This is a genomic window from Acidocella sp. (assembly GCF_050253495.1).
Classification (GTDB): Bacteria; Pseudomonadota; Alphaproteobacteria; order Acetobacterales; family Acetobacteraceae; genus Acidocella.
Window position 1 is genome coordinate 41,933 of record NZ_JBFWIX010000005.1, and the last position, 23,949, is coordinate 65,881.

Annotated in this window: 22 protein-coding genes and 1 tRNA gene; 13 read left to right on the forward strand and 10 right to left on the reverse strand. The window is 63.3% G+C overall.

Going from position 1 to position 23,949, the window contains the following annotated elements; all coding sequences use genetic code 11:
- Positions 1–26: 26 nt before the first annotated feature.
- Positions 27–1,106 (forward strand): heat-inducible transcriptional repressor HrcA, encoded by a 1,080-nt coding sequence (hrcA, locus tag AB7D48_RS05750; protein WP_427976376.1) that lies wholly within the window; start codon positions 27–29, stop codon positions 1,104–1,106.
- 124 nt (positions 1,107–1,230) lie between these two features.
- Here the strand turns inward: hrcA and AB7D48_RS05755 are convergent, their stop codons facing one another.
- From AB7D48_RS05755 to AB7D48_RS05770, 4 genes are all read right to left on the reverse strand, one after another.
- Positions 1,231–2,778: a Do family serine endopeptidase gene (locus tag AB7D48_RS05755; RefSeq protein ID WP_427976379.1), complete on the reverse strand. Its 1,548-nt coding sequence runs from the start codon at positions 2,776–2,778 to the stop codon at positions 1,231–1,233.
- 197 nt (positions 2,779–2,975) lie between these two features.
- The gene (locus AB7D48_RS05760) at positions 2,976–3,845 is read right to left on the reverse strand and encodes a universal stress protein (protein ID WP_427976381.1); all 870 of its coding nucleotides are present in this window, start codon (positions 3,843–3,845) and stop codon (positions 2,976–2,978) included.
- Positions 3,846–3,988: 143 nt separating this feature from the next.
- Entirely contained in the window at positions 3,989–5,245 is a 1,257-nt protein-coding gene (locus tag AB7D48_RS05765; protein WP_427976383.1) for an NAD(P)/FAD-dependent oxidoreductase, read from the reverse strand.
- A gap of 171 nt (positions 5,246–5,416) precedes the next feature.
- On the reverse strand, positions 5,417–6,766 hold the full coding sequence (locus AB7D48_RS05770) for a glutamine synthetase family protein (RefSeq protein WP_427976386.1): 1,350 nt from the start codon (positions 6,764–6,766) through the stop codon (positions 5,417–5,419).
- A gap of 469 nt (positions 6,767–7,235) precedes the next feature.
- On the opposite strand from AB7D48_RS05770, the gene AB7D48_RS05775 reads away from it, so the two are divergent.
- Positions 7,236–7,787 carry a cupin domain-containing protein gene (locus AB7D48_RS05775; RefSeq protein ID WP_427976389.1) on the forward strand — a complete coding sequence of 184 codons (552 nt, stop codon included), beginning with the start codon at positions 7,236–7,238 and terminating at the stop codon, positions 7,785–7,787.
- A 2-nt stretch (positions 7,788–7,789) separates the two neighbouring features.
- Positions 7,790–8,200 carry a GFA family protein gene (locus AB7D48_RS05780; protein WP_427976391.1) on the forward strand — a complete coding sequence of 137 codons (411 nt, stop codon included), beginning with the start codon at positions 7,790–7,792 and terminating at the stop codon, positions 8,198–8,200.
- Between the two features lie 10 nt (positions 8,201–8,210).
- Here AB7D48_RS05780 and AB7D48_RS05785 read toward each other — a convergent pair whose 3' ends face one another.
- Positions 8,211–9,824, reverse strand: coding sequence for a glycosyl hydrolase family 17 protein (locus AB7D48_RS05785; protein WP_427976394.1), 1,614 nt, complete (start codon positions 9,822–9,824; stop codon positions 8,211–8,213).
- A gap of 40 nt (positions 9,825–9,864) precedes the next feature.
- Between AB7D48_RS05785 and AB7D48_RS05790 the strand changes: the two genes are divergently transcribed.
- On the forward strand, positions 9,865–10,332 hold the full coding sequence (locus tag AB7D48_RS05790) for a CoA-binding protein (RefSeq protein WP_427976396.1): 468 nt from the start codon (positions 9,865–9,867) through the stop codon (positions 10,330–10,332).
- A 72-nt stretch (positions 10,333–10,404) separates the two neighbouring features.
- Here the strand turns inward: AB7D48_RS05790 and AB7D48_RS05795 are convergent, their stop codons facing one another.
- The gene (locus AB7D48_RS05795; RefSeq protein WP_427976399.1) at positions 10,405–11,298 is read right to left on the reverse strand and encodes a LysR family transcriptional regulator; all 894 of its coding nucleotides are present in this window, start codon (positions 11,296–11,298) and stop codon (positions 10,405–10,407) included.
- A 132-nt stretch (positions 11,299–11,430) separates the two neighbouring features.
- On the opposite strand from AB7D48_RS05795, the gene AB7D48_RS05800 reads away from it, so the two are divergent.
- Positions 11,431–11,751, forward strand: a complete 321-nt coding sequence (locus AB7D48_RS05800; protein WP_427976401.1) for a hypothetical protein — start codon at positions 11,431–11,433, stop codon at positions 11,749–11,751.
- A gap of 404 nt (positions 11,752–12,155) precedes the next feature.
- On the opposite strand, the gene AB7D48_RS05805 is transcribed toward AB7D48_RS05800, so the two are convergent.
- Positions 12,156–12,231: transfer RNA gene (locus AB7D48_RS05805), tRNA-Lys, on the reverse strand.
- Between the two features lie 183 nt (positions 12,232–12,414).
- On the opposite strand from AB7D48_RS05805, the gene AB7D48_RS05810 reads away from it, so the two are divergent.
- The 5 genes from AB7D48_RS05810 (at position 12,415) to AB7D48_RS05830 (ending at position 17,319) form a co-directional block, all read left to right on the forward strand.
- On the forward strand, positions 12,415–13,323 hold the full coding sequence (locus AB7D48_RS05810) for an ABC transporter permease subunit (RefSeq protein WP_427976404.1): 909 nt from the start codon (positions 12,415–12,417) through the stop codon (positions 13,321–13,323).
- Positions 13,320–14,597, forward strand: coding sequence for a high-affinity branched-chain amino acid ABC transporter permease LivM (livM, locus tag AB7D48_RS05815; RefSeq protein ID WP_427976406.1), 1,278 nt, complete (start codon positions 13,320–13,322; stop codon positions 14,595–14,597). Before AB7D48_RS05810 ends, livM begins: the two co-directional genes overlap by 4 nt.
- A 3-nt stretch (positions 14,598–14,600) precedes the next feature.
- A complete protein-coding gene (locus tag AB7D48_RS05820; protein WP_427976408.1) occupies positions 14,601–15,428 on the forward strand; it encodes an ABC transporter ATP-binding protein in 828 nt (275 codons plus the stop codon).
- On the forward strand, positions 15,425–16,144 hold the full coding sequence (locus AB7D48_RS05825; protein WP_427976411.1) for an ABC transporter ATP-binding protein: 720 nt from the start codon (positions 15,425–15,427) through the stop codon (positions 16,142–16,144). The genes AB7D48_RS05820 and AB7D48_RS05825 overlap by 4 nt, the downstream gene beginning before the upstream one ends.
- Positions 16,145–16,212: 68 nt before the next feature.
- Positions 16,213–17,319, forward strand: coding sequence for a branched-chain amino acid ABC transporter substrate-binding protein (locus AB7D48_RS05830; protein WP_427976413.1), 1,107 nt, complete (start codon positions 16,213–16,215; stop codon positions 17,317–17,319).
- 151 nt (positions 17,320–17,470) lie between these two features.
- On the opposite strand, the gene AB7D48_RS05835 is transcribed toward AB7D48_RS05830, so the two are convergent.
- Complete coding sequence (locus AB7D48_RS05835; protein ID WP_427976416.1) at positions 17,471–18,289, reverse strand: Stf0 family sulfotransferase; 819 nt, start codon at positions 18,287–18,289, stop codon at positions 17,471–17,473.
- Positions 18,290–18,351: 62 nt separating this feature from the next.
- A complete protein-coding gene (locus AB7D48_RS05840; RefSeq protein WP_427976418.1) occupies positions 18,352–19,497 on the reverse strand; it encodes a GNAT family N-acetyltransferase in 1,146 nt (381 codons plus the stop codon).
- Positions 19,498–19,554: 57 nt separating this feature from the next.
- Here AB7D48_RS05840 and pepN point away from each other — a divergent pair, with 57 nt between their 5' ends.
- From pepN to AB7D48_RS05855, 3 genes are read left to right on the forward strand one after another with little or no spacing between them, the layout of a single operon-like run.
- Positions 19,555–22,140 (forward strand): aminopeptidase N, encoded by a 2,586-nt coding sequence (gene pepN, locus AB7D48_RS05845; protein WP_427976420.1) that lies wholly within the window; start codon positions 19,555–19,557, stop codon positions 22,138–22,140.
- An 11-nt stretch (positions 22,141–22,151) separates the two neighbouring features.
- Positions 22,152–22,838 (forward strand): glutathione binding-like protein, encoded by a 687-nt coding sequence (locus tag AB7D48_RS05850; protein WP_427976422.1) that lies wholly within the window; start codon positions 22,152–22,154, stop codon positions 22,836–22,838.
- The gene (locus AB7D48_RS05855) at positions 22,835–23,506 is read left to right on the forward strand and encodes a glutathione S-transferase N-terminal domain-containing protein (RefSeq protein WP_427976424.1); all 672 of its coding nucleotides are present in this window, start codon (positions 22,835–22,837) and stop codon (positions 23,504–23,506) included. Before AB7D48_RS05850 ends, AB7D48_RS05855 begins: the two co-directional genes overlap by 4 nt.
- 85 nt (positions 23,507–23,591) lie before the next feature.
- Here AB7D48_RS05855 and AB7D48_RS05860 read toward each other — a convergent pair whose 3' ends face one another.
- Positions 23,592–23,927: a hypothetical protein gene (locus AB7D48_RS05860; RefSeq protein ID WP_427976425.1), complete on the reverse strand. Its 336-nt coding sequence runs from the start codon at positions 23,925–23,927 to the stop codon at positions 23,592–23,594.
- Between the last annotated feature and the right edge of the window lie 22 nt (positions 23,928–23,949).

The following is a 23,949-nucleotide window of genomic DNA, read 5'->3' on the forward strand; positions in this document are numbered from 1 at the left end:
CCGTGCTATTATCCGAGCCAAGCCATATGGACCATAGACCAACCACCCCTTTGCCCCGCCTTCCGCCAGGGCTCGATAGCCGCTCCGCCGCCGTGCTGCGGGAAATCGTGGAGCAATATGTGGAAACCGGCGAGCCCGTGGGCAGCCGCACGCTCTCGCGCCTGCTGCCGCAGAAACTCTCGCCGGCCACCATCCGCAACGTGATGGCGGATCTGACCGATGCCGGGCTGCTCTTCTCCCCCCATACGTCCGCCGGGCGGCTGCCGACCGAGCGCGGCTTGCGGCTGTTCGTGGACGGGCTGCTGCAATTCGGCGAGCTTTCCGAGGAGGAGCGGACCAATATCAACCTCTCCCTCGCCCGCTCGGGGCGCTCTTTGCAGGATACGCTGACCCAGGCCTCCAGCCTGCTCTCGGGCCTGTCCGCCGCCGCCGGGCTGGTGCTGGCCCCCAAGGGGGACGGGCCGGTGCGGCATATCGAGTTCGTGCCGCTCTCCCCCGGCCGGGCCCTGGTGGTGCTGGTCGCGGCCGATGGGCAGGTGGAAAACCGCATCATCGAAACCCCGCCCGGCCTGCCGCCCAGCGCATTGCAGCAAGCGAGCAATTTTCTCAACGCGCATCTCTCCGGCCTGACCTTGACGGAGCTGCGCAAGCGCGTGAACGCGGAATTGTCGGCCGACCGCTCGGCGCTGGATGAGCTGACCAGTGCCGTCATCGAGGCCGGGCTCGCCACCTGGGGCAATGGCGACAGGCTGGAGGGGCGCGGCGGCTCGTTGATCCTGCGCGGCCAGGGGCGGCTGCTGGAAGATATCGACCAGCTCGAAAAACTCGGCGCCATCCAGGCCTTGTTCGAGCGGCTGGAAACCGAGGAGACATTGCTGAGGCTGCTCGACCTCGCCGAGGAATCGGATGGGGTGCGGATTTTCATCGGCGCCGAATCCGGGCTGTTTGGCACCGCCGGTGTCTCGATGATCGTAGCACCCGCGCGCAACACACAGGACAGGATCGTCGGCGCCATCGGCGTCATCGGCCCCACGCGCATCAATTACGGCAAGATCATCCCGGTGGTGGACTACACCGCGCGCGTCATCGGCCGGCTGCTGGGGTAAACCGTCCCATATCCCGCCCCGTCAGTCCGGCGGGGTCAATCTGGCGGGCGCCACCGGGCCTGATGAGTTCATCCAACCCGGCGGCACCTTGCACAACCGCCCGCCTCGCGGCGGGCGGGTCTGTTCAGTTCCCGTCCTTGCCGTTCCCGCCGGACAACGTGATCCCGACGAACAGCGCCTGCCCCTGACGGACAATGCGCAGCGCCACCGCGCCAGCGCCGGATTTGCGCGCCGCCTTGATCGCGGCCACGGCTTCGTCCGGGCTGCTGATGTCCGTCGGGCCGACCCCCACCAGGAGATCCCCTTGCTGCAAGCCGGCCTCGTCGGCCAGGGAGTTCGGCTTCACATTCACGATCACCGCGCCGGTGGCGTCCGTGGGCAGGTTGAGCTGGCTGCGTAAATCCGGCGTCAGCGGCGCCAATGTAATGCCGAGCGCCCCCTGGGAGGCTGTCTGCTGATTGCCGGCACCGCCCTGCTGGAAGCTCGCGTCGGGGTTGGAGGGCATTTCCTCCACGGCCACGGACACGTCCTTCTTCTGCCCGGCGCGCACATAGCTGATATCGGCCTTGTGGGTCGGGTCGATATTCGCGATGTCCGTGGCCAGATCGCCCGGATCGGTCACGGTCTGGCCGTTGACGGCGACAATCACGTCACCCGGCTTCAACCCCGCCTTCGATGCCGGGCTGTTGGGCGCCACCGCGGCGATCAACGCGCCATCGGCATTCGGGTTGGCCATTGGCAGCTTCAGCGCCTGCGCCATCTGCGGCGAGACCATCTGCGCCGAAACCCCCAGGAAGCCGCGCGTCACCTTGCCATGGGCAATCAACTGCGTGACCACGCGCTTGACCATGTCCGACGTGATGGAAAAGCCAATGCCCACGGAACCGCCCGAAGGCGACAGAATGGCGGTGTTCACGCCGATCACCTGGCCTTTCTGGTTGAAGAGCGGCCCGCCGGAATTGCCCTCGTTGATCGGCGCGTCGGTCTGGATAAAACGGTCATAGGGACCATCCCCAATATTACGCCCCAAGGCCGAGACGACGCCCGTGGTGACCGTATTGCCCAGCCCGAACGGATTGCCCATGGCCACCACCCACTGGCCCGGCTTAACATCCTTGGAATCTCCCAGCTCCACGTAAGGCAGCGCCTTGCCGGCATCGATCTTCAGCACCGCGAGATCGGTCTTGGGATCGGTGCCGATGATCTTGGCGGGATAGGTGTCGCCGTTGGAGAGGGTGACGGTCACCGTCTTCGCCCCCTTCACCACATGATTATTGGTGACGATGGTGCCATTGGAATTGATGATGAAGCCCGAGCCCTTGGCCTCGACCGCCTGCGGCTGCTGGGGCATGCCAAAGCCGAAGGGGAAGCCCGGCGGGAAGCCGGGAATCTGCGGAAAGCCCGGCGGCAGCCCGTTGCGGCTCTGGCCGCCATTGCTGTCATCCGAGGTCTGATCGGTTTTCAGTTTCACGGTCACCGAGACCACGGCCGGCGTGACCTTCTCGACCAGCGCCGAAAAATCCGGAACCGGAGTAAAGCTCTGCTGCACCGCCTTGGTCGCGTCCAGCGAGGTGTCCGCCGCCCGCGCGGGTAACACACTGACCGCCACCAGCGCGGTCGCCCCCAACAGGGCGAAGGCGGATGCCGCGCCACGGGTACGGATTTGTTTCATGTTTAACTCCTGCGTCTGACTGAACCGTTAAGCCTTCGCCGCGAGGCGACTGTGACTTAAATGACACGGAGCCTAGGCAACCTCAATTGTAACAGGCCACGGGGTTACACTTCTTCACCCCCGGTGCGGAGGCGTTTCAAACCACGGGAAGATCGTTGCGCGGCCCATGCCGCCCCATGTGGCTTGCAGCCAGGGGCTCAGCGATTCATCAGAACGGAAATCTGGGCGTTTTCAAGGACATGCCGGGTAATTCCCCCGAGAATCAATTGCCGCAGGCGCGAGGAGGTGGAATAGGCGCCCATCGACATCAGATCCGCCCCGAACGAGGCCGCCGCCGCCAGCAAGCCCGCGCCGGTGCTGCGTTCCACCGGACGGAAGAAGGCGATCTCCGCCTCGACGCCATGATGGGAGACATATTCGCGCACTTCCTGGGGGCTGGGGCCGGGGCGGCTATAATCCTCCGACGCCAGAATCCGCACCGCCTCCGCCTGCCGCACGAAGGGCATGACCGAGGCCAGGGCCGAGGCCGCGTTGGCGGTACCGTTCCAGGCGATCGCGATGCGCTTGCCAATGCTGGCGGGCGGCACCACGGGGGCCAGCAGCACCGGGCGGCCGGAATCGAACAGCACGGCATGCAGGGCTTCGGCCGCCGCCACATCCTCCCCCGCCAGCGGGTGCGGCACGATGGTCAGATCCGCTAGCCGCGCCTTATAGGCGACAAGCTGCTCCTCGCGCCCCGTCATGACGACGAAAGCGGCGCTCGGCTCGCTGGCGCCGCGATGCGCCGCCCCCACCGGTACACCGGCCCCCTGCGTGGCCAGGGAGAACATCTCCCGCAACCCTTGCGCCCGGGTGCTGCCCTCGCGTTCCGTCGCGCTCATCATGTCCTCGATCAACGCGCCGGACAGTCCCTCCCCCGCGAACGGGGCGATTTCACGCGTGTCGGCCTGCACATGCAGCACCTCAAGATGCGCGTTCCACATGCGCGCCAGCAGCAACCCGGCCTGAAGCGCGGCCTCGGCCGAGGCCGTGCTGCTGACAGGAAGCAGGAATTTGCGAACCGACATGATACCTACCCGCGTTTGAGTGGAGGCCATATTGCCGTTTGTGCCGCGTGGATTGCAACTCCCACCCGGATGGCGCGCCCAGGACAGCCCCAGGCCGGTTCAACTCGAAAACAGCCCACCCCCGCGCGGACCGCGCCCTGCTTTCACAGCATGTCGCGCAAGCGGAACCAGGTGGTGGCCAAAACCAGGGCCGGGGTGCGCAACAGCCTGCCGCCAGGAAAACGCGCATGCGGAATCCGCGTGAAAACATCGAACCGCCCGGCCTGCCCCGCCACGACCTCCGCCGCCAGCTTCCCGGCCAGGCCCGTAAGCGCCAGCCCATGGCCGGAGAACCCTTGCAGGAAGAGAATATTGTCCGCCAGCCTGCCAAAATGCGGCGCACGGTTGCGGGTGATGTCGACAAACCCGCCCCAGGCATATTCCACCCGGGCGTCCTTGAGCTGTGGAAACACCGCCACGGCGCGTTTCAGCATCGCGGCGCCCAGATTGGGCGGCGGCAGCGTGGAATAAGACACGCGTCCGCCAAACAGCATGCGGTCATCCGGTGAACGGCGGAAATAATCCAGCACGAAATTCACATCCGCCACGGCCTCGTTGCCGGGAATGAGATCACGCACATCGGCGCGCGGCTCCGTCGCCATGACATAGGTGCCGACCGGCATGATATAACCGTCGATCTTCTGCTCCAGCCCGTTCAGATAAGCGCCACCGGCAATGATGAGGAATTTGGCCCGAACCTTGTGCCCTCCCACATGCAGCGTCACGCGCGGGCCATGCTCGACACGCGTGACCGGCGACCGCACATAGATGCGCGCCCCGGCCTCCTGCGCCGCTTTCGCCAGCCCCAGCGTGTAATTCAGCGGATGCACATGGCCCGCCAGCTTATCCTCAAGCGCCGCGATATAACGGGGGCTGTTCAAGCGGGCGGATAGTTCCGCGCCCTCCAGCAGCCGCCCCACCGGCGCGCCGAGCCTGTCCAGCTCGTCCTGCTCTTCCTTCAGCTCCCGCACCTGGCGCGGCTTGAGCGCCGCATGCAGATACCCGACATGCGGCGCGCAGGGGATCTGATGGCGCTGGATGCGCGCATGCAGCAGATCCACCGCCTCCACCGACATGTCCCAGAGCATCTTGGCCTGGCCCTGACCGACCAATTGAACCATTTTATGCATGGATGCGCCGAAGCCGGGCAAAGCCTGACCGCCATTGCGGCCCGAGGCTCCCCAGCCGACATCCTGCGCCTCCAGCAGCACGGGCTTGTAGCCGCGCTCCGCGAGATGCAGGGCGGCGGAAACACCCGAGATGCCCCCGCCGACGATCACCGCGTCCGCTTCGAGATCCTGGTCCAGTTCGGGCGCGGAAAACGCCACGCCGCGCGTGGCCTGATAATAATTCGTCTCCATGTGAAACCCAGACTTTTTAAATGTTTCAGGACAATCCGCACGGCGGGAAGCCCCCGCGCGCGGGCGGCATGTCCAGACAAGATCGTAGCGGGCGAGGCCGCGCGAAATCACGCGGCCTCGCCCCTCCGAAGGCCGACCGCGAGGCCGGCACGGTCACTGGCGCGCGCGGGCCTAGACGTTCAACAGCAGGTGCTCACGCTCCCACGAGGAAATAACGCGCAGATAGGTTTCATATTCAAGCCGCTTCACCGCCACCAGCACATCGACGATCTGACTGCCCAGCGCCTCGCGGATCTGCGTCGAACGCTCCATCAGCTCCAGCGCATGGGACAGTTCGCGCGGCAGCGTGTATTTGCCCGTATAGGCGGAGCCGATCTGTTCGGGCGTGGATTGCAGCTCTTCCATCATCCCCAGATAACCGCAGATCAATGTTGCCGCGAAGGCGAGATACGGGTTGGCGTCGGCACCCGGCACGCGGTTTTCCACGCGCATCGCCGCGGGGTCGCCAAAGGGCACGCGCAGCCCGCATGTCCGGTTGTCGTACCCCCATTGCAGATTGATCGGCGCGTTGGAAAAACGTGTGAGCCGGCGGTAGGAATTCACGTTCGGCGCGAAAATCGGCATCACCGCGGGGATGTATTTCTGCAGGCCCGCGAGATAGCTCTTGAAGAGCGGGCTGGCCTTGCCATCCGGCCCGGCGAAGAGATTCCGGCCGGTCTTGGGGTCGACGATGCTCTGATGCACATGCATGGCGCTGCCGGGCTCGTTGCTCATCGGCTTGGCCATGAAGGTGGCGTAGATATTATGGCGCAGGGCCACCTCGCGCACCGTGCGCTTGAACAGGAACACCTGATCCGCGAGATGCAGCGGGTCGCCATGGAGGAAATTGATTTCCACCTGCGCCGCGCCTTCCTCATGGATCAACGTGTCGAGATCCATCTCCTGCAGGTCACAATAATCGTACATATCCTCAAAGAGCGGGTCGAACTCGTTCACCGCGTCGATCGAATAAGCCTGGCGGCCGCTTTCCTGGCGTCCCGAACGCCCCACGGGCGGCACCAGCGGATAATCGGGGTCGGTATTGCGCGCGACGAGATAGAATTCCAGCTCCGGCGCCAGCACCGGTTTCCAGCCTTTATCCTCATACAGCTTGAGGACACGCTGAAGCACTTGCCGAGGCGCGATCGGCACCGGCGTGCCGTTCGCGTATTGGCAATCATGGATGATCTGCGCGGTTGGTTCATGCGCCCAGGGCACGAGGCGGACGGTGGAAGCATCCGGCACCAGCTTGATGTCGATGATGGCCGGGTCGGTGAGCTTGTCGGTCGGATCGTCGGGATATTCGCCGGTGACGGACTGGATGAAAATCGCCTCCGGCAAACGCGGCGCGCCACCCTTGAGGAACTTTTCCGCCGGCATGATCTTGCCACGCGGAATACCGGTAATGTCGGGAACGAGGCATTCAACCTCGGTGATACGATGTTCCTCGAACCATTCTTTCAAATCAATGCTATTGGTCATGCTCTCTCCATGGGAGCAGGCGCGGTGCCGCATGGACCGCGCGCGCAGCCCGGTTATTTCAAAACTGACAATCGAATGTCATTCAAAAACTTCAAAAAACCCCGGCAAAAACTTCAAAAAGCCTTGGCGAAAGCTTTAAAAAGCCCTGGCCAAGCCGGCGGTGCCATGCGCCAGCGGCCCGTGGCCCAGCCTCCCCCTCGGGGAATCGCGGACGGGTCACCGGAGATGACTCCACGGCCCATCACAGGTTGATTTTCACGCGGCTTGGCGGTCCACAGCACGCAAATCCTCAATTTTTGTTACCCGCGCAATGTCGCTCAGCTTCCGGAGGGGCGTCAAGAATATTCGCAAGAAGTTTTTTTGCTTCATCCGGCTTTTGGTTGCGGTCAATGGGATTTTTCGCGTAGGTTGTTGAAAATCCTAAACGTATAAGGGCAACGCAATGTCATTGGCATTACAAGAGACCGGAATGTCCGATGATATCGGTACAAGGCTGAAGCTGGTCCGGCAGATTTTCGGGCTGACACAGCGCGAACTGGCCCGTCGCGCGGGCGTGACCAACGGGGCCATCTCGCTCATCGAGCAGAATCGCGTCAGCCCCTCCATCTCGTCCCTCAAGAAAATTCTCGACGGCATTCCGCTCTCCCTCGCGGATTTTTTCACGCTGAATTTTTCCCCGTCCGACGAGGTGTTCTTCACCGCCGCGGAATTGCCGGAAATCGCCCACCAGCCTGAAATTTCCATGCGCCTCGTCGGCCGCCGCGCCAAGGGGCGGGCACTGGGCATGCTGCGGGAAGTCTACCAGCCCGGCGCGGACACGGGCGACACCATGCTGCGCCACGAGGGTGAGGAATGCGGCCTCGTCATTTCCGGCAGCCTCACGGTCACGGTCGGTGTTCAGGAAAAAACACTTTATCCCGGCGATGCCTATTATTTCCGTTCGGATATTCCGCACCGTTTCCGCAATCAGGGCGAGGAGCCTTGCATATTGATCAGCGCCAACTCGCCTCCTACCTTCTGAACATGCCCGTCACCCTAACCGGCGGCTGCCTGTGCGGCGCCATCACCTACAGGCTGGAGCATGAGCCGGACGACGTGGCGGATGTCTGTTTCTGCCGCGAATGCCGCAAGGAAAGCGGCGCGGCCGCCCTGCCCTGGGTGCAGGTGCCGCCCGCCCGATTCGCCCTCACCCGGGGCACGGCCAAGGGTTATGCCACATCCGAAGTCGCCACCCGCTGGTTCTGCCCCGATTGCGGCACGCCGCTTTACATGACGGACCATGAAAACCGCTCCATCGGCGTGACATTGGGGTCGCTGGACAATCCGCAGGCCATCCGCCCCACCACCCAGGGCTGGGTGTGCGAGCGTGTCTCCTGGCAAGGGCTGGACGACACCTTGCCCGCCTACGAAAAATCGCCCCCTTACGATTTATAAGGCGGTCCGGTTATAAGGCGGTCCGGCGCGCCTTGAAGCGCCGCCACACCCCCAGCAACACCGGCGCCGCCAGCACCAGGGCCGCGATGTTCCACATGATGAATTCCAGATTCTGCGGCCCCTCGATGACCAGATCCGCCAGCGCCAGCGCCGCCAGCGCCGTGCCGGACAGCACCTCCTCCCACCCCAGCGCCGGACGATCCCGGGTCCAGAGCCGCAGCACCGAGGCCATCACCGCGACGATGAACACCGACATCGGCGCATCGCGATACCGGCCGTCGAATACCAGCAGCGCCTCGAACACGGCAGCCGAGACCAGAAACAGGAACCAGAGCGAGCCGTAATCGAACCAGAAGCGCCCCCGCCGCAGCCGCGCCAGGATCTCCGCCCCGTTCCGCGTCGCGGCGGGCGGGCGGGCGGCCAGAAACGCATCGGCCCGGCGGATGGCGGCAAAGGCCAGCACGGCCTGCAAGGGCAAATTCACCAGCGCGTCCAATCGCAGCCAACGATCGTAGAGCAAGGGCAGCGTGCCCATGCAGGCCAGGGCAAACCCGCTACCCAGCGCGAAAGCCGGCACGGCCAGACGCATATTGCGAAAACCGACGGAGGCGAACAGCAGGCACCCGCCCAGCGCTCCCAACCCGGCATACCAGGGCCAGGCGGGATGCTCGACCACCGGCCCGTTCAGTGGAAATTTCTGCACACGGTTGGCATTCCAGATGCCCCAATTAGCCCCGGCCACGCCTTCATCCTCATATTTCCAATTCTGGTCGAACGCCTCGATGAGGTTGTAATCCACGCCCTCCTTGTCGGCGAGGGCGACGAAACGCCGCAGAAACACCGCCTCGTTCACGCGGGAGGGCGCGGCCGGGCCGCGCCAGCGCCCGCGCGAGGGCCAGCCCGTCTCGCCGATGGAGATCTGTTTGCCGGGAAACATTTTCTTGAACGTCTCGGTGGTGGCGCCGATCTCCGCCAGCGCGCCATCGACGGAGAGCGGCTTGTTCTCCCAATAAGGAAGAAAATGTATCATCACGATGTTCACATGCGGCGCCACTTGCGGGAATTGCGCCCAGAAATCGGTCACATCCGCATAGGCCACGGGCTGCTTCACCCGCGCATGGACATAATCGATGTCCTTGATCAGATCCTCCACGGAAAGGTCGCGGCGCAACAGCACCTCATTGCCCACCACCACGCGCGTCACGGTGTCGGGATAGGCATTGGCCTCGGCGATGCCCGCCGCCATCTCCTTTCGATTGTCCGCCGGGTTGGAGCTGAGCCAGATACCCAGCCAGACCTTCAACCCCGCCTTTTTGGCCAGCCCCACAATGTCGGTTCCGGCCTCGATGCGCGCCATCGTCTCGGGCAGCGTGCCCTCGATGGAAGAATAGGTGCGGATGCCATCCGCCTCTCCCTTGATCAGCTTCATATCCCTGGCGATCTGCGCCGGCGTGGGGAAGCTCTTATCCATCGGCGTCTGCCAGGCCTGATAGGGCGCATAGGACAGGGAGTTGAACTTACCCGCCGGCATGGACACATCTCCCGCCTGGGGCTGGTTGGGCGTTTTCCAGAGAAAGAAGGTAAGCAGGCTCAGCAGCACACAGGCGGAAAGACCTTTGATCATGCCACAGGCTTAGCCAATGGCCCAGGATTGGGAAAGAGACATGACACAACAGATCAGCGACGCGGAACTCAGGGCCATCCTCACCACCAACCGCCGGATCGCGCTGGTGGGCGCCTCGGCCAAGCCGGACCGTCCTTCCAACGGCGTGATGCGGTTTCTGCTCCGGCATGGTTACGAGGTCACCCCGGTGAACCCAGGCCTGGCGGGCAAGCAGATCCATGGCCGCGAGGTTGCCGCCAGCCTGGCCGAGGCCGCGCCGTTCGACATGGTGGATCTGTTCCGCCGTCCCACGGAGGTGCTGGAGCCCGTGCGCGAGGCGATCCGGCTGGGGGCGAAAACCATCTGGATGCAGCTTGGGGTGGTGAACGAGGCCGCCGCGCGGGAAGCTCGCGAGGCTGGGCTGGCCGTGGTGATGAATCGCTGCCCGGTCATCGAACTGCCGCGCCTTGGCATTTTCGGCCCGCAAGCCGCCCCCCTGAACAGCCCTGAAGGCCGTTTCACGACATAACCGGGCAACCGGCCTGAACATCTTGAGGGGGGGGCGGCGGGCTGGTTCAAAACAACCCGACCCGGAACAGGCTTAAGACGTCCGCGGGAAGGCCCCGGTCACGAAATCGATGAAGGCCGGCACCTTGGCGGCAAGATGGCGCCCCGGCTGGTAGACGACCCGCACCGGCAATTCCGGCACATGGTGGTCGGGCAACAGCTTCACCACCCGGCCTTCGGCGAGGGCCTCCGCCACCGTGTAATCGGGCAGCAGGGTCACCCCTTGCCCAGCCAGCACCGACGTCAGCAGCGCCGTCACGCTGTTAGTGCGTAGCGTGCCCTTGACCTTCAGATGATGCCGCTGCCCGTCGGGCGCGGTGAGACCCCAGCTATCGGTCAGCGGCCCGCCTATATGCAGCAGGCAATTATGCGCGAGCAGATCCTCCGCCTTGGTGGGGCAGCCCTGAGCGGCGAGATAGGCCGGGCTGGCATATAAGCTGCTGCGCAGATTGCACAGCAGCCGCGCCTTGGCGCTGGAATCAGGCAACTCGCCGATGGCGATGGCCACGTCGAAGCCTTCCTCGACCACATCCACATATCTGTCCATCAAGGTGAGATCGATGGTGACATGAGGATAAAGCGCCGCGAAACGGGGCAGCCGCGCCGCCAGCGGACCGCCGCCGAATGAAAGCGGCGCGCTGATCCGTAAAACCCCGCGCGGCTCACCGCGCCAGCGCCCGGCCGTTGTTTCCAGCTCGTTGAACTGGGCCAGCAAATCGGCGCAACGCTCATGCACCACATGCCCGATCTCGGTCAGCGCCACATGCCGGGTCGTCCGGTTGAACAGCCGCACGCCCAGCCATTCTTCCAGCTCGCGCACATGTTTGCTCACAATCGTGGCGGAGACGTGCATTTGCCGCGCCGCCTCGGCAAAGCTGCCGGTTTGGGCGACCTTCACGAAAGCGGTAATCTCGGCCAGACGGTCCATGCGGGATTAGAAACTTTCAGTTCATAATTTATGGCGTTTTTCCCATATTATCATTCACGGCAGAGCGCACCATCTAGCGAGCATGAGGGAAGCCAAGCTCCCCTGAAGCTGTTTCATAGAAGGTATCGTATCATGCGTTTTCTCGCGTCTGTCTCGCTGCTGGCCGCCTTGGCCGGCGCCACCCCGGCCCTGGCCAATGGGCTGATCTCCCGCACGCCCGTGGTTCATGTCGCCGTCACCGGCGTTGAAAGTCAGGCCCAGCTATCCGACCAGCTTCACGCTCAGGGCTACGACCATATCCGGTTGAGCGCCTTTTCACCCAGCCTGGCCAACCCCCACCCCGAACTGACAACCCCCGACACCAGCGCCCTGGCGCAAACCCCGGTGCATGAGGGCTGGAACGGCACGGCCGAAAAGGCGGGCAGCGTGTATGACGTTTATGTCGGCGGTTAAGGCCGGATGACATAAGACGGATTCGCGCGGCGAATCCATCTTATGTCCAATCCGTTTTGTCTCTCATGAGGCCGTGACATTGAATGGAGCGTTTTTCGTCCGCATTGGTTTACGGAGCACGCGCTAACATATTGTTTTAAAAACAGTTTTGTCCGGCCGGATGCAACGCCATCTGACCGGATACCGCCTTGGAGCCTATTCAGAACACCCGGTATCGGGGGCTCGTCAGGCCCAACTCCTGCTTTGTCCCGCCATCCTCTTGCATGGGCCGGATTCTGGCGTTTCCACCCCCGATGGAGGTGGTGAGGCCAGGTCCGGCCCCCAAACGACGCACAATCTTACGGCGCAACCGCAAGGTTGCCCATAATGGAACCGCCGCCAGATCTAAAATTTTGAAAGTTTGTTGGTGGGTGCACAAGGATTCGAACCTTGGACCTACTGATTAAGAGTCAGCTGCTCTACCAACTGAGCTATGCACCCAACCCGTTCCACCCAGCGGCGGTGCGGTGGAGGCCCTATAAACATTGATGATGGCATTGAAAAGCCCCGGGGCGGAAGTTTTTTACCCCCATCCCTACGGAAAATGACTAGTTTCGAGGGCATTGACCTTAACGCAACCGTCATATCCAATACACGCATAGTCCGAAGTCATAAGGAGTCCGCATGGCCTATGCGTTGCAGCAATTCATCAATGGCCTGACTCTGGGGATGATCTATGGGTTGATCGCCATCGGCTACACCATGGTCTACGGCATTATCGGCATGATCAATTTCGCCCATGGCGATGTGTTCATGATCGGCGCCTTCGCTGGCATCATCGCCCTCACCGCCCTCACGGGCATCACCTCCGTGCCGCTGGGGATCCTGGCGGCTTTTGTTTTTTCCGCCTTCATCTGCGCCGTGTACGGTTTTTCGATCGAGCGCGTCGCCTACCGCCCCTTGCGCGGCTCCTTCCGCCTAGCGCCGCTGATCTCGGCCATCGGCATGTCCATCCTGCTGGAGAATTACGTGCAGGTGAGCCAGGGCGCGCTGGAACGGGCCATTCCCGACCTCATTCCCGGCGGCATCACGCTGATGAACCAGGGCGGCTTCGTGGTGCAGCTATCCTGGATGCAGCTTTCCATCATCACGGTCACCCTCGCGGTGCTGGCGGTGTTCACCTATATCGTCACCAAGACCCCGCTGGGCCGCGCCATGCGCGCCGTCGAGCAGGACGCGAAAATGGCCGCCCTGCTCGGGATCGACACCAACCGCACCATCAGCACCACTTTCATCATCGGCTCCGCCCTGGCCGCCTTCGCGGGGGTGATGTTCCTGCTCTATTACGGGGTGATCGATTTTTACATCGGTTTCAACGCGGGCATCAAAGCCTTCACGGCGGCGGTGCTGGGGGGCATCGGCTCGCTGCCGGGCGCCGTGCTGGGCGGGCTGCTGATCGGGCTCATCGAGGCGTTCTGGTCCGGCTATGCCACCGTCGCCTACAAGGACGCGGCGGTTTATTCGATCCTCGCCATCGTGCTGATGTTCATGCCAAGCGGCCTGCTCGGCCGTCATGAGGTGGAAAAAGTATGAAACCGCTCCTTGAGGATCTGAAGGACGCGGCGATGGTCGCCTTCTTCGCGCTGCTGGTTTTCGGCCCCTTCGTCGGGCTGCGGCTGAACGACAACGCCGCGGGCAACCTCACCCTCTCCAGCCGTCCGGAAGCGTTGATCCTGGCGATTCTGGCCTGCTTCCTGGCCCGAATGGCCATGCTCACCTGGCAGCGCCACCGCCCAGAGCAAATCGCCCCCGGCGTTGGCGCCCAGCTGCAAAAAAGCGGGCGCTTCGTCGCCCCGGCCCTGCTGGTCTTCGCCGTGGCGATGCCGCTGCTGCCGGGCCTGCCCAACGCCTATATCGATCTGGGCGTGTTGATCATGACCTATGTGATGCTGGGCTGGGGGTTGAACATCGTGGTCGGGCTCGCGGGGTTGCTGGATCTCGGCTATGTCGCCTTCTACGCCGTCGGCGCCTACAGCTTCGCGCTGATCTCGATCAATTTCGGGCTCAGCTTCTGGGAATGCCTGCCCATCGCGGGCATTCTGGCCGCTTTCTGGGGCATGTGCCTCGGCTTTCCGGTCTTGCGGCTGCGCGGCGACTATCTCGCCATCGTCACCCTGGCCTTCGGGGAGATCATCCGCCTCGTCATCACCAACTGGGTGTCGCTCACCGGCGGCCCCAACGGATTGATGGGCATGCCTCAGCCCACCTTGTTCGGGCTGAAATTCTCCATGGCGGGCGGGCCGGGCACCTTTGCCGGGTTTTTCGGCATCGACCCCACGCCCGGCCAGCGCGACGCGTTTCTTTACTATATCATCCTCGCCCTGGCCCTGCTGACCAACTGGGTCACGCTGCGGCTGCGCAGGCAACCGCTGGGGCGCGCCTGGGAGGCGCTGCGCGAGGATGAAATCGCCTGCCGCTCCCTGGGCATCAATGTGCGCAACACCAAGCTCACCGCCTTCGCCATTGGCGCGTTTTTCGGCGGTTTCGCGGGGTGCTTCTTTTCCGCGCGCCAGGGTTTCATCAGCCCGGACAGCTTCACCTTCATCGAATCCGCCACCGTGCTCGCCATTGTCGTGCTGGGCGGGGCGGGCAGCCAGCTCGGCGTGGTGCTGGCCGCCTGCGTGATGATCGGGGTGCCTCAAATGCTGCAATCCCTACAGATCTACCGCATGCTGATCTTCGGCATCGCGCTGGTCGTGATCATGATCGTGCGCCCGCGCGGTTTCATCTCCACCCGTCGCCCCACCGTCTCGCTCGGCAAGGCCAGGGCCATCGGCGCCGAGCTTATCTCACAAGGAAAGGGCTGAGCCATGACCGTTCTTTCCGTCACCGACCTCACCATGCGGTTCGGCGGCCTCACCGCCGTGAACGACGTCTCCTTCACCGCCGAACGCGGCCATATCACCGCCGTCATCGGCCCCAACGGGGCGGGCAAGACCACGCTCTTCAACTGCATCACCGGGTTTTACAAACCCACGGTCGGCAGCATCGTGGTCTCACCCGAGCTCGGCAAGATCGTCCAGCTTGAGACGCTGCCCGGCCATGCCATCGCCCGCAAGGGCAAGGTCGCGCGGACCTTCCAGAATATCCGCCTGTTCGCGGGCATGACGGCGCTGGAAAATCTGTTGGTCGCCCAGCATAATGTGCTGCAATCGGCCACCGGTTTCGGCGTGCTCGGCGTGCTCGGCCTTGGCGCCTACCGCGCGGCGGAACGCAGGGCGATCGATCTGGCCAAGCACTGGCTGGAGCAGACGGATCTGCTGGGCCGCGCGGACGATCCGGCCGGGGCCTTGCCCTATGGCGCGCAGCGGCGCCTTGAAATTGCCCGCGCCATGTGCACCGAGCCGGCCCTGCTGTGCCTGGACGAACCCGCCGCCGGCCTCAACCCGCGCGAATCAGCCGGGCTGAACGAATTGCTCCTGAAAATCCGCGGCGAGGGCTGCTCGCTGCTGCTGATCGAGCACGATATGGGCGTGGTGATGAAGATTTCCGATCACATCGTTGTCCTTGATCACGGCAAGAAAATCGCCGACGGCACACCCGTGGAGATACGCTCCGATCCCACTGTCATCGCCGCCTATCTCGGTGAGGGGGATGAAGACGACCCCGACGCCCCGGTGGCGGAGAGCGCGGCATGAGCAATGTTCTCGAACTGCAAGGCGTCAGCAGCTTTTACGGTCCCATCCAGGCACTGCGCGATGTCAGCCTGGATGTGAGGGAAGGCGAGATCGTCACCCTCATCGGCGCCAACGGCGCCGGCAAGAGCACATTGATGATGACGATCTTCGGCCAGCCGAAAGCCAAGACCGGGCGCGTGCTTTATTGCGGAGACGACATCACCGCCCTCCCCGCCTTCAAGATCGCGCGGCGGGGCATCGCGCAATCGCCGGAGGGGCGGCGCATCTTCCCGCGCATGAGCGTGGAGGAAAACCTGCTGATGGGCGCGCAGGTGATCAATTACGAAGATTACGACACGAACCTGAAAAAAATGTTCGCGCTGTTCCCCCGGCTTGAAGAACGTTTCGCCCAACGGGCGGGCACGCTCTCCGGCGGAGAACAGCAGATGCTCGCCATCGCCCGCGCGCTGATGAGCAAGCCGAAGCTGCTGCTGCTGGACGAACCATCCCTCGGGCTGGCGCCGCTCGTCATCAAGCAGATCTTCGGCGCCATCCGCGACCTCAACCGTGAAACCGGCCTGACCGTGCTGCTGGTGGAACAGAATGCAAACCAGGCGCTGCGTTTGGCGCACAGAGCCTATGTTCTGGTCAACGGCCAGATCACCCTGCGCGGAACTGGCGCGGAATTGCTCGCCAAGCCCGAAATCAGGGCCGCCTATCTCGAAGGCGGCCATTGATACAGCCCAAATTTTGGGCTCATATTCGAGACTTCTCCCTTCTCAATAAACAGCAACAGGAGCAACACGTGCGCAACATCCTACTCGGTACAGCGGCCCTGCTGGCGCTCGGGACCGGCCTCGCCCACGCACAGGTCAAAATCGGCGTGGCGGGTCCTCTCACCGGCTCCAACGCCGCCTTCGGTGTGCAGCTCAAGACCGGTTTCGACCTCGCGGTGGACGACATCAACAAGGCCGGCGGCGTTCTGGGCAAAAAGCTCGTTCCCATCGCGGTGGATGACGCGTGCGATCCGAAGACGGCCGTCTCCGCCGCCAACACACTGGTCTCGGACGGGGTGGTGATGGTGGACGGGCATTTCTGCTCCGCCTCCTCCATCCCGGCCAGCAAGGTCTATACCGATGCCGGGATCATCGAAATTTCCCCGGCCTCGACCAACCCCGCCTATACGGACGATGGCAGCCCCTTCATCTTCCGCACCTGCGGCCGTGACGACCAGCAAGGCAAGGTGGCGGCGGAATATATCGCCAAGCATTTCGCCGATGCCAAGATCGCGGTGCTGGACGACAATTCCACCTACGGCAAGGGTATTGCCGACCAGGTCCGGCTGAATCTGAAAAAACTGGGCGTGAAGGTGGCGTACAGCACCTCCTACACCGCCGGCGACAAGGATTATTCAGCGCTGATCTCGCGCCTGAAGGCGCAGGGCATCACGCTGGTTTACATGGGCGGCTATTATGCCGACATGGGGCTGATCATGCGCCAGGGCGCCGCGCAGGGCTTCAAGCCGCAATATTTCGCCGAGGATGCGGCCGTGACCTCCGCCCTGTGGCAGGTGGCGGGCTCCTCCGCCGAGGGCATGCTGATGACCTTCCCGCCCCCGGCCGAGAAAGACCCCGCCGCGGCCAAGGTTGTCGCCGAACTCGCGGCGCTGAAGGAAGATCCGTCCGGCTATGTTCTGTACTCCTACGCCACCGTGCAGGTCTGGGCCGAAGCCGCCGAGAAGGCTGGCACCACCAACCCCACCAAAGTCGCGGCCGAACTGAAAGCCGGCGGTCCGTGGCAGACGGTTCTCGGGCCGATCACCTTCGACTCCAAGGGCGATGTCGTGAACGCCGCTTACGCCATCTGGCGCTGGCACGACGGCAATTACAGCATGTACGCGATGAAGCCATAAGTCCGGCCTCTCGTCTGAAATGGAAAAGCCCGGCATTTTGCCGGGCTTTTTCGTAAGGTGGCCACAAGGGCGCCGGCGGAAAACAATCCAGCTTCACGGCTCAACAAATCATTCGATCCGATCAGATGAAGCCATCTGATCCCATGCCGCCCTAAAAACCGTCGAGCCGGTTCAGGTCGCGCTTCTCGCTCAGGAAACGCTCGCGCCAGGCATGGCTCGTGCCGTCTCTCTGCACGCTTAACCGCGCGCGGATGCCATGCCGGGCGAAGGGGATCGAAACGCCCGCGAAAGCCGCGATCCGTTTGAGGGTTTCCTCTGGTTTTTCGGCAAAATCTTCATAGCTCAAGCGGAGCGGCTGAATACCGTTGCGGCTAAAGAACTTGCTCCAGCGCGCCTGGCTGACGATCACCTCGCCCAGCGCATCCTCGATCTGCCTGGCATCATATTCAGCCGGTCTCGTCTCGCTGGTGATGGAATGGAATTTTTCCGTCTGCCGCGCCCGCACCAATGAAATCGCCTGGCCGAGATGATCCTCCCGGGTCAGAAACACGAATCGCGGGTCCGGAAAGAAGGATGAAAACACGGCATCTCCCGGCAGCCTGTCGAAATGCCAGGGATGCATCTTGATAGCCAAGCAGCCATTGGCCGTCACGCCGAAGCGCCTGGCCAGCGCGATCTGGCTGGGGACATCCTCGGGATAATCGGGGATGAAACGGCGCATCCAGTAAGTATTCAAATATTCGGAAGGCCGTCCCATAACGCCGGTGCCGCCCATGATTTCGCAGAGCCATTCACTGCCGGTGCGCTCGGAAGTGGCCAGAACAATGCTCCGGCGTGGCACAGCACCTGGAAATAGCGGCAGAACATCCGCGAGCGTTTGACCGCCAATCCCACCAAGATGCGGATGCCAGGTCGTGCCGGCCGGCTGGCTTTCCCCTCGTGTGAACATGCCCCTCAGACGCTTCAGCACAACCTCATACCTCCCCTCGCGACCGGATCGACCGGATCAGCCCTCGAACAAGGCGGCGCGTCTCACGTCTCCTCGTCCCGTTTATACGGCCCTTCCTTGGCCAACGCCTCCATCGTCCTCGATATGTCCTCCCGCTCCACCTCCAGGAAACGCGCCACCGCCGCGCGCAGCCCCGGATGCGCGATATGATGCGCGGAAAAGGTCGGTTTGGGCAGATAGCCGCGCTGGATCTTATGCTCGCCCTGCGCGCCCGCCTCCACGCGGCGCAGGCCATGGGCGATGGCATAATCGATCGCCTGATAATAGCAGAGCTCGAAATGCAGAAAGGGCACATCCTCCGTGCTGCCCCAATTGCGGCCATAAAGCACGCCGTCTCCCAGCAGGTTCAACGCCCCCGCGATCGGCCGCCCGTTCCGTTCGGCCAGCATCAGCACCACTTTTTCCCCTAGCCGCCGTCCCAATAGCGGAAAGAATTCCGGCGTCAGATAAGCGCCACCCCATTTGCGCTCCACGGTGGAGAGATAAAATTCATAAAACCGCTTCCAGACCGAGGCAGTCAGTTCCGCCCCGCTCAGCGCCCGGAATGTCAGCCCCGCCTGGGCCTCCCGCCGTTCCCGTCTGATCGCCTTGCGCTTGCGCGAGGAGAGCGCGCCCAGAAAATCCTCGAAACTCTCATAACCCGGATTCTCCCAATGAAACTGCATGCCGAGCCGTTGCAGCCACCCCGCCTGCCCCAGCCCCGCCCACTCGGCCTCGGTGCAGAAAGTCACATGCGCCGAGGAGCATCCCCCCGCCTCGCAAATTTTTTCCAGCGCCAGCGCCATGTCCGCCACGCGCGCGCCATGGCCGAGCAGCCTTGGCCCCGGTACGGGCGAAAAGGGCGAGGCGATTTGCAGCTTCGGGTAATAGCGCCCGCCGGCGCGCTCGAACGCATTGGCCCAGCCATGGTCGAACACATATTCCCCATAGGAATGGCTCTTGACATAGCAGGGCGCCACGGCCAGCAACGCGCCCCCCTCCGCCCGCAGCCCCAAATGGCGCGGCAGCCAGCCCGTGCCCGCGCCGACCGAGCCGCTCTCCTCCAAGGCCGACAAAAACGCATAGGAAATGAACGGGTTGCCGCTCTCCGCCCGGTCATCCCACGCCTCTTGCCCAACCTCGGCAATACGTGAAAAAATTTCCGCTTGAAGAGATGTCTCATCGGCCATGCCATACCATATGCGTGGACGCGGGCATTTCACCAGAAGGAACAGGACAAGATTATCATGGCTGACGGACAAATCCCGCCCCGCACACCGGTCAAGCTCGCCGATTACCGCCCACCGGCCTACGAGGTGGAGCATGTGGCGCTGGATTTCGAACTGGACCCGGCGGCCACCATCGTCCATGCCCGGCTGAAGCTGCGCCGCAATGCCCCCGGGCCGTTGAAGCTGGATGGCCGCAAGCTGGAGCTGCTGTCCATCTCCCTCAATGGCGAGGCGCTGGGCGATAACCGCTACATGCTGGATGCCGAATCGCTCACCATTCAGGACACGCCGGACGAGGCGGTGCTGGAAACATCCGTGCGGATCGCCCCCGCCGCCAATAGCGAGCTTTCCGGGCTTTATACCTCCGGCTCGGGCTTTTTCACACAGTGCGAGCCCGAGGGATTCCGCAAGATCACCTTCTTTCCGGACCGGCCGGATGTCATGGCGCGCTACCATGTGCGCATGCGCGCCGACGCGGCTAAATTTCCCATCCTGCTCTCCAACGGCAACAGGCTGGCGGCGGGGGTGGAAAACGGCAAGGCCTTCGCCGAATGGGAAGACCCGCACCCCAAACCCTCTTATCTCTTCGCCCTGGTGGCGGCGGATCTGGTCTCGCTGCGCGATGAATTCACCACCAGCGCCGGGCGCCGGGTGGATCTGGGGATCTGGGTGGAACGCGGGGATGAGACACGCTGCGCCCATGCCATGGCGGCGCTGAAGCGCGCGATGAAATGGGACGAGGACACGTTCGGCCTCGCCTATGATCTCGATATTTTCAACATCGCCGCCGTATCGGACTTCAATGCCGGGGCAATGGAGAATAAGGGCCTCAACATCTTCAACACCGCCTATGTGCTGGCGGACAGCCAGACCGCGACGGACACCGATTTTCAGAATGTGGAGCGCGTGATCGCGCATGAATATTTCCACAACTGGACCGGCGACCGCGTGACCTGCCGGGACTGGTTCCAGCTTTCCTTGAAGGAAGGGCTCACGGTCTTCCGCGACCAGGAATATATGTCCGACCAGTTTTCCGCGGCGGTGAAGCGCATCGCCGATGTCAGGCTGCTGCGCGCCACCCAGTTCCGGGACGATGCCGGGCCCCTCTCGCACCCCGTGCGTCCGGCCAGCTATCTCGAAATCAATAATTTCTATACCACCACGATTTACGAAAAGGGGGCCGAGGTGGTGCGCATGTACCGCACCATCATCGGGCGTGACGCCTTCCGCCGCGGCATGGATGAATATATCGCCAAAAACGACAATCACGCCGCCACGGTGGAGGATTTCTGGGCGGCGATGCAGTCCGCCACCGATACCGATCTCTCCCAGTTCATGCTGTGGTACGAGCAGGCGGGCACGCCGGAGATCAGCTTTGCCGAGCGCTGGGACGAGAAGGAGCAATGCTTCATCCTGACCCTGCGCCAGCACACCGCCCCCACGCCTGGCCAGGCGGACAAGCGCGCGCTTCTCATCCCCGTCGCCATGGGGCTGCTGGACGAAACCGGGCGGGACATGCATGCCGAAACCCTGCTGCTGCGCGAGGCAGAGCAGAGTTTCCATTTCAAGCTCCCGCGTCCGCCCAAGGCGGTTTCGCTGTTCCGGCATTTCTCCGCGCCCATCAAGCTGAAGGGCCAAGGCCGCGACCGCCTCGCTTTTCTGGCGGCGCATGACAGCGACCTCTTCAACCGCTGGGACGCTTTGCAGCAATATGCCGCCACCGCCCTGCTGGATGCGGTGGCCGCCCATCAGGCGGGCCTGCCCTTCACGCTGGATGCGGGGCTGCAAGACGCCTTCGCCGCGACTCTGGGCGATGCCGCTCAAGACCCGGCCTTCGCCGCCGAGGCGCTGATCCTGCCCATGGAGACCCTGCTGGCGGACGAGATGAAAACCGTCGATCCGGACGCCATCCACGCCGTGCGCCAAGCCACGCGCCAGGCGCTGGGCCAAGCGCTGAAACCGGCCTTCCACGCCGCTTACCAGACCTATGGATCCCACGCGCCGGAGGATGTGTCCGGCCCGGCCATGGCGGCCAGGGCATTGCGCAACACCGCCCTTGGATACCTCACCGCCGCGGACGGCACCGGCCTGGCCGCCGCGCAATTCGCGGCGGCGGGAAACATGACCGACAAGCTGGCCGCCCTGGCCAATCTGGTGGACATGCCCGGCGCGGAACGGGACCAGGCGCTGCACGCTTTCCACGAACGCTGGAGCGGCACGCCGCTCGTGCTGGATAAATGGTTCTCCGTCCAGGCGCGCAGCAGCGCGCCGGACACGCTGGCCCGCGTGCAGGCCCTGGCCACGCACAAGGCCATGGATCTACGCAACCCCAACCGCGTGCGGGCGCTCATCGGCGCCTTCACCGCCAATCCGGCCCGGTTTCACGATCGATCCGGCGCCGGCTACCGGCTGCTGGCGGATTTCGTTCTGCGGCTGGATGAAAGCAATCCGCAGATCGCGGCGCGGCTGGTCACGGCGCTCGGCCTCTGGCGCCGGTTCGACCCGGCCCGGCAGGACTTGATGAAGGCGGAGCTTGAACGGATCCTGGCGCGTGAACATCTCAGCCACAACACATATGAATTGGCCTCCAAGGCGCTGGCATAAGGAGCGTTGCAATGATCGAGCTTTATTACTGGACCACGCCGAACGGGCATAAGATCACCATCTTCCTCGAAGAAGCGGGGCTGGATTACAAGATCTTTCCCGTCAACATCTCCAAGGGCGAACAGTTCAACCCGGATTTCCTGGCCTTCGCGCCGAATAACCGTATCCCCGCCATCCGCGACATGGCGCCCGCCGATGGCGGGGCGCCGCTCGGCCTTTTCGAAAGCGGCGCCATTCTGGAATATCTGGCGGACAAGACCGGCCTTTTCCTGCCCAAGGAGACCCGCTCACGCTTCGAGACGCTGCAATGGCTCTATTGGCAGATGGCCGGGCTTGGCCCCATGGCCGGGCAGAATCACCATTTCGTGCAATATGCGCCCGAGCGCATTCCCTACGCCATGGACCGTTACATCAAGGAAACCAACCGGCTTTATGGCGTGCTGAACAAGCAGCTCGAAGGCAAGGACTATATCGCGGGCGATTATTCCATCGCGGACATGGCGAGCTACCCCTGGGTCGTGCCGCATGAACGCCAGAAGCAAAGGCTGGAGGATTTCCCCCATCTGCACGCCTGGTTCACGCGCATGGCCGCCCGCCCCGCCGTGCAACGCGCCTATGAGAAAGCCAAGGAGGTCAACGGTACGCCCACCGTTTCCGAGGACGCGAAGACAATATTGTTCGGGCAGACGGCGCGATGAAACGACGGCTTTACGACCTCGCCGCGGCGGACGGCACACGCTTCAGCCCCTATTGCTGGCGGGTGAAGCTGGCGCTGGCGCATAAGAATCTCGAATATGAAACCATCCCCTGGCATTTCACGGACAAGGCGGCCATCGCCGCGTCCGGCCAGGACAAGGTGCCGGTTCTGCTCGATGGCGCCAATATCGTGTCCGATAGCCAGATCATCGCCGAATATCTGGAGCGCACCTACCCCAACGAAGATTCGCTCTTTGGCGAGCCCCCTTCCCAGGCGCTCATCATGTTCATCAAGAGCTGGACGGAAACCATCCTGCACCCGGCCATCGCCGCAATGGTGCTGGGCGATATTTACCGCCGTCTGGTGCCCGAGGATCAACCTTATTTCCGGCAAACGCGCGAGGCGATGCTCAAGCGCGGCATCGAGGAGATCGACGCCGCCCGCCCCGCCGCGACACAGGTTTTTCACGCCACGCTGAAACCGCTCCACCGCCTGGTCTCCACGCAGGATTTCATCGCCGGAGACGCCCCCAACTGGGCGGACCATATCGTCTTTGGCGCGTTGCAATGGGGCATGCTGACCTCCTCCACCGCCTTACTGCCCGAGAACGATCCCATATTGGACTGGATGCACCGTGTCCTCGCGCTCTACGGGCTGCGAGAAAGCTGAACCTTCGAAAATTTCGCGGGGCCTGGGGGACGCCCAAAAGAGCCATTGCCAGAGCCAGGATCCCGCCTCCAGGCCCCGCGAGAATTCAGACCTTCCAGAAGGTCATCAACAATCCGCCCGCGACGATCAAGATACCGCCCGCCATGACCGGGGGAGCTGGCCGCACGCCGAAAACGAACAGATTGACGAGCTGCGCCACGACGAAGAACAACGCCACATAAACGCCCAGCAGACGCCCGAAATCCCAGGGCGGCAGATTCACCGCCACGCCATAAATGAACAGCACCAGCGCGGCGGCGCCGAAAAACCCGATCCTCACCGGCAGCGCATGGGCATGCAGCGCCGTGCGCGCCAGCGCGTCGCCCCCCACCTCCAGCAGCGCGGCCAGAACCAGCATCAGCAAGATCAGAACATTATTCATCCCCGCCCAACCGACTCACCTT